10 protein-coding genes are annotated in these 10149 nt (G+C 40.7%); 2 read left to right on the forward strand and 8 right to left on the reverse strand.

Translation table 11 applies throughout. The annotated features are described in order from the left end of the window. Positions 1-20: 20 nt before the first annotated feature. The 4 genes from HWQ41_RS20930 to HWQ41_RS20945 all read right to left on the reverse strand — a co-directional run bounded on the left by HWQ41_RS20930 (position 21) and on the right by HWQ41_RS20945 (position 3162). Positions 21-722, reverse strand: coding sequence for a carbonic anhydrase (locus HWQ41_RS20930; RefSeq protein ID WP_292767005.1), 702 nt, complete (start codon positions 720-722; stop codon positions 21-23). Positions 723-750: 28 nt separating this feature from the next. Further along, positions 751-1062 (reverse strand): P-II family nitrogen regulator, encoded by a 312-nt coding sequence (locus tag HWQ41_RS20935; RefSeq protein WP_292766980.1) that lies wholly within the window; start codon positions 1060-1062, stop codon positions 751-753. A 4-nt stretch (positions 1063-1066) separates the two neighbouring features. Then, positions 1067-2035, reverse strand: a complete 969-nt coding sequence (locus HWQ41_RS20940) for a sodium-dependent bicarbonate transport family permease (RefSeq protein WP_292766983.1) — start codon at positions 2033-2035, stop codon at positions 1067-1069. 875 nt (positions 2036-2910) lie between these two features. Further along, positions 2911-3162, reverse strand: a complete 252-nt coding sequence (locus tag HWQ41_RS20945) for a hypothetical protein (protein WP_292766985.1) — start codon at positions 3160-3162, stop codon at positions 2911-2913. 144 nt (positions 3163-3306) lie between these two features. On the opposite strand from HWQ41_RS20945, the gene pcrA reads away from it, so the two are divergent. Next, entirely contained in the window at positions 3307-5631 is a 2325-nt protein-coding gene (gene pcrA / locus HWQ41_RS20950) for a DNA helicase PcrA (protein WP_292766988.1), read from the forward strand. 48 nt (positions 5632-5679) lie between these two features. Here the strand turns inward: pcrA and HWQ41_RS20955 are convergent, their stop codons facing one another. The 4 genes from HWQ41_RS20955 to HWQ41_RS20970 form a co-directional block, all read right to left on the reverse strand. Next, positions 5680-5973 carry an antibiotic biosynthesis monooxygenase gene (locus HWQ41_RS20955; protein ID WP_292766990.1) on the reverse strand — a complete coding sequence of 98 codons (294 nt, stop codon included), beginning with the start codon at positions 5971-5973 and terminating at the stop codon, positions 5680-5682. An 80-nt stretch (positions 5974-6053) separates the two neighbouring features. Then, positions 6054-6689 carry a retron system putative HNH endonuclease gene (locus HWQ41_RS20960; RefSeq protein ID WP_292766993.1) on the reverse strand — a complete coding sequence of 212 codons (636 nt, stop codon included), beginning with the start codon at positions 6687-6689 and terminating at the stop codon, positions 6054-6056. Next, a complete protein-coding gene (locus tag HWQ41_RS20965) occupies positions 6686-8080 on the reverse strand; it encodes an AAA family ATPase (RefSeq protein ID WP_292766996.1) in 1395 nt (464 codons plus the stop codon). Before HWQ41_RS20965 ends, HWQ41_RS20960 begins: the two co-directional genes overlap by 4 nt. 5 nt (positions 8081-8085) lie before the next feature. Next, a complete protein-coding gene (locus HWQ41_RS20970; RefSeq protein WP_292766999.1) occupies positions 8086-8997 on the reverse strand; it encodes a metallophosphoesterase in 912 nt (303 codons plus the stop codon). A gap of 134 nt (positions 8998-9131) precedes the next feature. Here HWQ41_RS20970 and HWQ41_RS20975 point away from each other — a divergent pair, with 134 nt between their 5' ends. Beyond that, complete coding sequence (locus HWQ41_RS20975) at positions 9132-9998, forward strand: hypothetical protein (RefSeq protein WP_292767002.1); 867 nt, start codon at positions 9132-9134, stop codon at positions 9996-9998. Positions 9999-10149: the final 151 nt, after the last annotated feature.

Raw genomic sequence — 10149 nt, forward strand, 5'->3', positions numbered from 1 at the left:
CCCCTGCTCCCCCTGGCGAATTAAGTAATAATAGTCACCCTCCCTGTATCCAAGTCGTAACGACCCCCGACAATTTTCAATTTGCCCGATCGCACCTGCTCAGTTAAAAGCTGCGATCGCTTCAACCGTTCAATCTGATATTGCACATTTGCCACCACAGCATTTTCAACCGCATCACCCGGCTGATTCTTGACCTTTTTCAGGGCTGGCTTAATTGCCTTAACAAAAGTACTAATATCACCAGGTAATGATTCCTTTTGGACAGCTGCGGTTACTGCGCCACAACGCTCATGACCCATCACCATCAGCAGTGGAGAACCTAATAAGACAACTGCATATTCAATACTGCCGATCGCTTCATGGGTGGCAATATTTCCGGCAATCCGCACATCAAAAATGTCCCCAATGCCTTGATCAAAAACAATTTCTGCGGGTACTCGTGAATCCGCACAACTGAGGATAGTTGCAAATGGATGTTGAGCTTGAGCAACTTCCTGCAACCGCAGCGCTGTTTGATCGGGGTATTGGGGTTGATGATTAACAAATCGCTGATTTCCCTCAATCAGCTTTTGTAAGGCTGCATCGGGATTGAGGGATTCAGGGGAGGTTGAGGGTATTTCGGCAGCTTGAGCCTGTTCAACCTGCCAGAGTAAATCGCTGGCAGTTAGCATCATTCCAAATGCCCCCATCATTCCTAACTTCAAAAAGTCACGACGTTCCATGAAATGCTTCATTGAATTTATAACTCTCTTAAATCGACGCAACACATCTTACAGAGCGAATCTCCATCACATCGGAAACGTAGCAAGTACCTCCGAACTTATTAAGCAGTGGTCTGATATTTTCGACAACACGCTTGAGTTGGTCTGGCATACAAAACGCGAGGATGTAAACATTATCAAGCATGGTCATGTCTAAATCTTCTGTCGTTCCTCGTAATCCTTTACCAACAACATTTCTAATGACGGCATGGCTATGTACACCCGACTTGTCTAAACTATCTAAAATTTTGGCAAGCTCAAAGGAGTTGGCGATAATTTCTATCTTTTTAACTATGTGCATATTCTTACCTCCAAAATAGGTTAATTCCGTAGAGATATAGCGGAATTCCCACAATAATATTGAACGGAAATGTGACTGCTAGAGCGGTAGAAACATACAGGCTAGGATTTGCTTCGGGAACAGTCATCCGCATCGCCGCCGGGACAGCAATGTAAGAAGCACTGGCACACAAGACAGCGAATAATAGCGAATTTCCCTGAGGCATACCGATGAATTTGGCAATCACCAACCCAATGCCTGCATTGAGTATTGGAATTAGTATGGCAAATAAAACCAGGAAAACTCCGGTTTTTTGCAAGTCTTTAATTCTTCTAGCAGCGACTAGTCCCATATCCAGTAAAAAGAAGGTGAGAATGCCATAAAACAACCCTTGAGCAAAGGGTTCTAATACGTGCCAACCACGTTGTCCTGTCAAGACACCGATTAAGAGACTACCGACTAGTAGAAAAACTGAACTATTAAGAAATGCTTCTTGCAAAACTTCCGACCAAGCAAACTCTCGCTTCTCATTAATTGTGAATATACTCACCAAAATCAGACCAACAATGATTGCTGGAGATTCCATCAGTGCAAGAGCTGCTACCATGTAGCCATCATACTGAATACCAAGCTCACTGAGAAAAGCCCCAGCAGTGATGAAAGTGACCGCACTGATTGAACCGTAGGTTGCTGCGATCGCCGCAGCATCGTAAGTATCCAATTTCAACTTTAGAATAAAAAAGGTGTAAATTGGAACAAAACAAGCCATCAACATTGCTGCCAGGAGCGTTAGAATTACTTCCTGATTCAGTCCGCTTTTGATTAGTTCTACCCCTCCTTTAAAACCAATGGCAAATAGCAGATACAACGAAAGGAGTTTAGGCACTGGTGGGGGAATTTCCAGATCAGACTTGACAAAAACAGCAGTCATGCCTAAAAAGAAAAACAAGATTGGCGGATTCAAAATGTTGGATACAATTAAGCTAAAATCCATATCCACCCCTCTTTATACTGGTGAAACCTGCAATTAAAGAAATTTTTCATCTTTAAAAATTTAACGGTTCAATGATGATGTATCGTGTATTGCTACCCAATGTCAATTGGGTACTCAAGGAGTGAATAGTCCGATTGCTGACTATACTCTCAGTTAGGTATTACAGCGTTTTTCAAGCAAATAAACCACGGGCTAGGGAACATTGCTGTATCCCTACGGGAATGTGTAGTTCAATTAACTGAAAATAGCTGTAAGCTCTGTTGACAACAGAACAAGTGAGAGTTTGCCCACCATGTTTTGATGTTTGATTCCCCGTCGCTGATTTTACGACAGAACGCGCAGGAATAACTCATGGCTAACTTATCTACATAGAAAAATTAACGTATTGTCGCGGCAATTCATGAATTGTCACGACACAAGCCTTATCTAAATCCTGACTTTTCACGGTATGTGGAAAACCTCACTTCTATTTCTCTCTCCTAAAAGGAGAGAGACTTTGAATTTTCCCCCTTCCCGTCGCGGGAAGGGGGTTAGGGGGTTAGGTTAATCGTTAGCTTTTCCACATAACGTGAAAAGTCAGGTCTAAATCCCAGTATTTTTTGATTTACAACAGTTTGGTAAACCCCGCTTGTTGAAAATGACGGTCATAGGACTTACGCACTGTACAAATTCATCATGATGTGCATTAACTAAAATAGGTTGTTTCAGGCTTTGATTAATTATCCTTTGATCGTAAATAGACCATGCTGTAAGGGTTTAGCAATGCTAAACCCCTACGAAAGATGTGGTTTTTCAATTTGCCTGGTGATGAAGATTATCCCTAACATTAAGAAGGGCAATCCAGGCAGCTGTGTTTACAAAAACTTTCGTCAAGGTTATGATTCTCGCTTTGGCATTCCATAAAGATAATGGTCATGCTGGTGTGCCAAATCGCCTATATCTGTATCAACTGCACAGTTTTTAATCAACTGCCTCAGTTTATCCCAATCTGAGTCTTCTGGCGTTGCTGGCCCAGGTGTGCGGTTTTCTTCGACAAACACGATTATAACTGACTGCCCCTCATGACCTTCAATTGGTTCGTTAGGATGAACCACACCGTTTTGGAATGTGCCTTTGACTGACAGCATAGCTTTTTATTGCTTCTACATAAATCATGATAAAGTACCATTCTGGTTAAGAATATTGCCACACAATCTTTATTGACCAAGTTTCGTTAAGATGTTGTAACCTGGGCAATAGCGACTCTCTCAGGCGATCGCTTTTTCACATCCATGACTACAACCCTCGACTTTCTCAGTCACCTTAACCCCAGCCAACGTCAAGCTGTCGAACACTACTGCGGCCCGTTGCTAGTTGTTGCTGGCGCAGGTTCCGGTAAAACACGAGCGCTGACTTATCGTATTGCGAATCTAATTCTGAAACACCGTGTAGATCCAGAAAATATCCTGGCGGTTACTTTTACCAACAAAGCCGCACGGGAAATGAAAGACCGGATTCAACGGCTGTTTGCGGAACAACTGGCTATGAAACAACATGGTCAGAAGTGGGATTTGTTGACAGAATATCAACAAATGCAATTGCGATCGCAAGTTTACAAAGAAACTATCAAAGACTTATGGTGTGGCACTTTCCATAGTCTATTTTCTCGCATTCTCCGCTTTGATATTGAAAAATATGTAGACGAAAAAGGACGCAAGTGGAATCGTAATTTCTCTATCTTTGATGAATCAGATGTAATAAGTCTGATCAAAGAAATCGTTAATAAAGAGCTAAATTTAGATGATAAGAAGTTTGACGCCCGCTCTGTCCGCTACGCTATTAGTAACGCTAAAAACCAAGGTTTATCACCCCAAGAATTTGAGCAAGAACAACCTAATTATCGCGGACGAGTGATTGCCCAAGTTTACAATTTATATCAAGATAAGTTAGCACAAAACAACGCTCTCGACTTTGACGATCTAATTCTTGTACCTACTAGATTATTTCAACAAAATGGGCAGGTATTGGGTTACTGGCATCGCAAGTTTTGCCATATCCTCGTAGATGAATATCAGGATACTAACCGCACTCAGTATCAACTCATCCACTTATTGGTTACTAATGGTGAAACCAAAAAGAGCGAATGGGAATGGCAAAATCGCTCAGTTTTTGTTGTTGGTGATGCGGATCAATCGATTTACAGTTTTAGAATGGCAGATTTCACCATCTTGCTGGGATTTCAGGAAGACTTTGGCGATGGTTTGGTAGATGATGATACCCGGACGATGGTTAAGCTAGAAGAAAACTATCGTTCTTGTGAAAACATTCTGCAAGCGGCGAATGAACTGATTGAAAATAACACCCAACGGATTGATAAAATCCTGAAAGCCACGCGGGGGCCGGGTGAGCTGATTACTTGTCACAAAGCCGATGAAGAACTCGCAGAAGCGGCATTTGTGATTAATCAAATTAGCACTTTAGAAAATCAAAATCCAGAGTTGAACTGGGGTAGTTTTGCCATACTTTATCGCACAAACGCCCAATCTCGCCCCTTTGAAGAATTGTTGGTGAAATATCAAATTCCTTACACAGTTGTGGGCGGAATGAGATTTTACGATCGCAAAGAAATTAAAGATGTCGTCGCATATTTAAGAGCGATCGCTAACCCAGCTGATACAGTCAGTTTATTACGAGTTATCAATACTCCTCGCCGGGGAGTTGGCAAAACCACTATTGATGCTTTGATGAACGCCTCCCAACAATTAGGGACAACTCTATGGGAAATACTCAGTGATGAAACATCAGTTAATACATTAGCTGGACGAGCGACAAAAGCTGTAAATAACTTTGCCGCAATGATCAGCCGTTGGCAAGGACAAATCACCACGCTTCCCGTGACTGAGGTTTTGCAAGGAATATTAGAAGATTCTGGTTACGTTCAAGACTTGATGAATCAAGGCACAGATGAAGCCACAGATCGGGTACAAAACGTCCAGGAACTTTACAACGCCGCACTGCAATTTCAAGAAGAAAACGAAGAGGTTTCTCTGCGAGACTTTCTAAGTAGCGCCGCCCTCAGTTCTGATTTGGATAACTTAAAAGAAGGACAGACAGCCGTTTCTTTGATGACTTTGCACGCTTCCAAAGGTTTGGAATTTCCCGTAGTCTTTTTGGTGGGATTAGAACAAGGTCTATTTCCCGGCTATCGATCGCTGAGTGATCCCGCATCTTTGGAAGAAGAACGCCGCCTGTGTTATGTGGGGATTACTCGCGCCCAAGAAAGGTTATTTTTATCACACGCGCGGGAACGTCGTTTGTATGGTTCTCGTGAAGCCGCCATGCGATCGCAATTTCTCGACGAATTACCAGAAGAATTATTATCTACCAAACGCGCGAGTCGTCAAAGTTATACCAAAACTGCTTCTACTCCGAATGGAAAACAAGATACAAAGCAGAATTGGCAAGTAGGCGATACAGTATTACATAAAACCTTCGGAGTTGGTGAAATTACTCATGTTTTCGGAACGGGTAGTAAGATGTCTGTGGCAATTAAATTTGCCAGCTTGGGACAAAAAATTGTTGATCCAAGAGTAGCGCAGTTGCAACGAGTAGAGTGATACAGCCACATATCCTCGACTTCTTTGAGAAGTCGGGGATCTTGTTTTTCATATTTCAATTTCTTCAAAGTGTTCAACAATGGGAAATGGATCATAAAAATGATGCAGAAGTTTTTTCCACTCTTGAAACTCAGGAGAATTTCTAAACCCAACAGTATGAGATTCTAAAGTTTCCCATCTGACAAGTAATAAGTATTTACCTTTGACTTCTATACATTTATGCAATTCATGGGATAAATATCCGTCCATTGAGGAAATAATTTTAGAAGCTTTTTTGAAAGCAGCTTCAAAATCGGATTCTATACCAGGTTTAACATGAAGCATAACTGCCTCAAGAATCATAAAGTTTTGTGGTGAGTATTGATGTAATGTTACTTAGTATAAAGTGAATGTGATGTCTACGACGATCTATGCCTTTAAAACTAATTTTTTAGTAAATAGATAATCGCAGCGCAAAACTCTTCATAATGCCCTTTAGAATCAGTTTCACTAAAACCTAGAATTAAGTCTTGCCTGTCTTCCTCTGTGATTGTATTAATAATTTCTAATATTGGCTCAAGAGCTTTTGCACGTAAATCTTTCAGCTTGTCAATATTGAGTGCGAGTTTATCAATTGTTGTTTCAGCAGCTAGTTGCTTTTTTGAATTATTTGTTGCCAAAATCTGCCCGTCATCAGTGTACTTAAAGAACTCCTCACAATTCGCATTTATCGGTGAAACTATTAAATCCTCATCGTACCAATGATCTTTCTTGCTTCCACAGTGTAGAGGTTCTTTACGCTCTCTTTCTCTTTGGCATGAAGCCAGCATATTTGTGTATTCCAGCCCTAGCTCAGTATTAAGATATCTAGGTTTTAGATGTTCAATATGGCTAATATCTTTGGTAATACGTCTTCCACAATAACAACAGATAAAACCTTGCTCTTCCAGCAAGGAATCATGTACATCGGTTTTTTGTGGTTTCCTGAAGTCGTCCCAAGTTGGTTGCCAATCCTCATTTGCTAGATTTTTCCAAACGGTAAAACTTTTTGGCTCCTCACTTTTTTTGATATATTTCACCGCTTCAAAATCTCTTTGCGTCGAATAGATACACTTGCTTTTACTAATTCCGGTTCATCTTGTCCAATAATGTCAGCAATTTCCTGAGATAATTGCCTAGCACCATCAAGATTTCCCTCATCAATCAGTCTAAATAACTCATGTAAACGATCTTTAATTTCTTGTGGACGTGCTGGAACACCCATAAGGTCTTCTAAGATACGATTGCTGTCTCTCCCAAAGGAACTTTCTGGTCTTTTAGCAACAACACCATTGTCGGTTTTTTCTAGAATGTAAATTCCTTCCGGCTTGACTTGGCTAATTACTTGAGGCGAATGAGTGGTGACAATAAATTGGCAATTAGGGAATGTTCTTGTCAAAGCTGGAATAATTTCCCGTTGCCATTTCGGGTGTAGGTGGAGTTCAATTTCATCAATTAAAACAACACCACTACCTTGGAGTGGATCTGGTAAACTAGGGTTAGCGATCGCTAATCGTCTTGCTAAATCTCCCACCATTGCCAGCAAGCATTTCTCACCATCAGATAGCTGATTGATAATTAGTTCCTGACCACGTTTTATTACAGTCATCCGTAAGGGCAATCTCTCAACTCGTAAGTCTGAAAATTCTGGTTGTAAAGAAGTGATTGCTCCTCTTACTGATTCCAATTGTCTGTCTCGATAATTAAGATTGTCCCGTCGCAATTCATTCTCCAAGTCTTCTCGATTTCTAAACCATTCAAAAAAGCTTTTAAAATCGATTTTTCCTCCAGTAAGTGACTGTTCATAAGAATCTATCTGCTTAAACTCATATTTTTCTGCAATTTCTAGTGGAATATCAAGAACTGCGCGATTGACGGGGTAGTAAACTGCTAAGGGTAAGTTAACTTTAGGATCAGCTTCTATCTGACTACGTAGCTCATCAACCACTACTCTTAATTGTTCTGGTAGATCACTGATCGTATTAACTTCCAGTTTAATGGATAAATCGTTAAAACTTTGTCCTAACTTCTCCTCTAAAGTAATTTTGATAGATTCGTTCTCCCGAACTAATCCTAATAGATCAACGGTTGTTATTAAACTTGCTAATAAACTACTTAAATTTTTCCGAACTTCATTTTGAATTTGATTTAGCGACCAAGTGAATTCGCGCAATTCCAATAAAACTGTAATTTCATTACGCGTATCTTTACCTCCATTGGTAATATCTTGTTTATGAAATGATCGTATTGCATCAACAGAATTTTGAATACTCCCTGTGATCTGGGAAAGAAGAATAGCAAGACAATCAAGAATACTTGATTTACCCACGCCGTTGATACCAATAAGTACAATTGGCTCAGTTTCATTGAACTCAAGCGTCAAATCACCGATTCCACGGAAGGATTGCATTTTCAAGCGCTTGACTTTCATAATAATTACGCTGATTTTAATTGAATAATACCTTTATCAAAAACGCGATTATCAGTAGCGATCGCACTTATTTCTATTCTATCTTTATACACCTCATAAGAGGCAAAACTTAAATCACTTGTGGAATACTCTGTCCACTCAGAACGCCCTACAGGACGATGGCCTGCACCTGCGCCACAAATTAAATAAGTTGTACCATCAATAACACGAGTGCGTTCATAATTATGTTCGTGACCATTGATGTAAAGTTGAACGCCGTATTTTTGAAATAGAGGAGTGAAAGTTTTAATAAAATCTGGATTAGTCCCATACTCACCCGATGAATAAATCGGATGATGCCCAAACACCACTTTCCAAGGAGCATTACTAAGACTTAATTCTTTTTGTAACCAATTTAGCTGGGTTTCCCAATCAGCATTACTGTTAGTATTTAAAGCGAAAAATTGTACTTGATTACGTTTAAATGTATAGTAATGTCCCTTCATATTAAAGCCGACATACTTGACTTGTAGATCACCATTGGCAGTACGAATATCGTGATTACCTAAACAAGCCTGAAATTTCACACCAAGCTTTAGCAAAGCTTGATAGGGACGCTCAAAAACTTCGCCTATTTTTTCAATTTCGCCGTTATTGTAAATATTGTCTCCAGCTAAAACGACTAAATCATAAGGATTTTGCTTGTGATATGCATTCATCGCTCCAGCCACAGCATACTGTCCTTTAGCGCCAGTCCCCGTATCAGCTACAGACACAAAACGTAATAACAAGTCTTTTTTGGCTGGTTTGGCGGCTATAGCTGTTGTTGAATCCGTAATCTCAGCACTTTGATGATTTTGATGAGCTAACATCCAGCCTAAAAATCCTGTACCAAAGGCGCTGAGGCTAGTTAAAAATTGACGGCGTTTCAAGTTCATAATTCACCAAATTTAATAAATAGTCAGTTTAGCGGAAGGAATGTGCAATGAAGTGATACATTAAGGCAAAAGAGGCAGCACCAGTAATAATGTACGTTGTTTGTCTTTGATTCGCTGCTTTTGGTGAAAGTTCCATGTCACAAGACAATCAGTCAAAACCGACAGATGAGCAGGTAACTCAACCTCCCCAAAAACCTTACCAGAGAGTTCAGCCATTTTGGAAGGCTAAAATTATCCAACTTCTCCAAGGGACGATTGGGGTTTTAGAAGTAACGGTGGAGAAACTGGAGACAGCACCAGCACCGGGTACTCAGGAAAAACCCAGTTTTTTCCAGCAGCTTCAGTTGCGATGGGGTGGATTGTTAAGGACAATCCGCTTGTTTTTACCATCAAATTTGTCAACAAAGTTATCAGATACAGCTTTGACGGGAATTGTTACTGGAATTGCTGTAATTCTCGTTTGGACAACTGCGACTGTCTTTACTGGTAAACCTACTGAAATAGCAACAGTTCCCCCAATTGTGGAGGTTCCTGCACCGACACCAACGATAACTATTCCACCGGAGTCAGTCGCACCACAACCACAGCCACCAGAGGAAATTACGCCGCCGCCAGAAGTACAAACTCCGCCAACGCCGGAACCAGAACCAATTCCCACGCCAACGCCAACGCCGACACCAATCATAGAATTGACACCAGAACAAGCCTTGATTGCGGCTATTGAAAATCGGGTAGCTGAAATTAGCGATCGCATTGCCTCTGGTCTGATAAAGTCAATTCAAGCTAACTTCCGCACGAGTAACTTGACTGTCAAAATTAGTGACGATTGGTACACTCTCAAAGAATCTCAGCAGGACAAATTAGCTGCGGAGATATTACAACGTTCTCAAGAACTTGATTTTACCCATTTAGAAATTATCGACTCCCAAAATAGGCTGATAGCGCGTAACCCAATTGTTGGTACTGAAATAGTGATTTTTAGACGGCAAACAACAATTTAAAATAATTCGTAATTCAGTTTTGTAATAATTGGGAGCATCTCAGTTTTGCAAATATACCAGACGAGAAACAAGATTCTTGCTCCCTCTCCTTACCAAGGAGAGGGTTGGGGTGAGGTTTTACAAGGCTTTTTACACTCATTGAGATGCTCCC

Origin of the sequence: Nostoc sp. NOS(2021) (assembly GCF_017115025.1) — a bacterium.
Lineage (GTDB): Bacteria > Cyanobacteriota > Cyanobacteriia > Cyanobacteriales > Nostocaceae > Nostoc.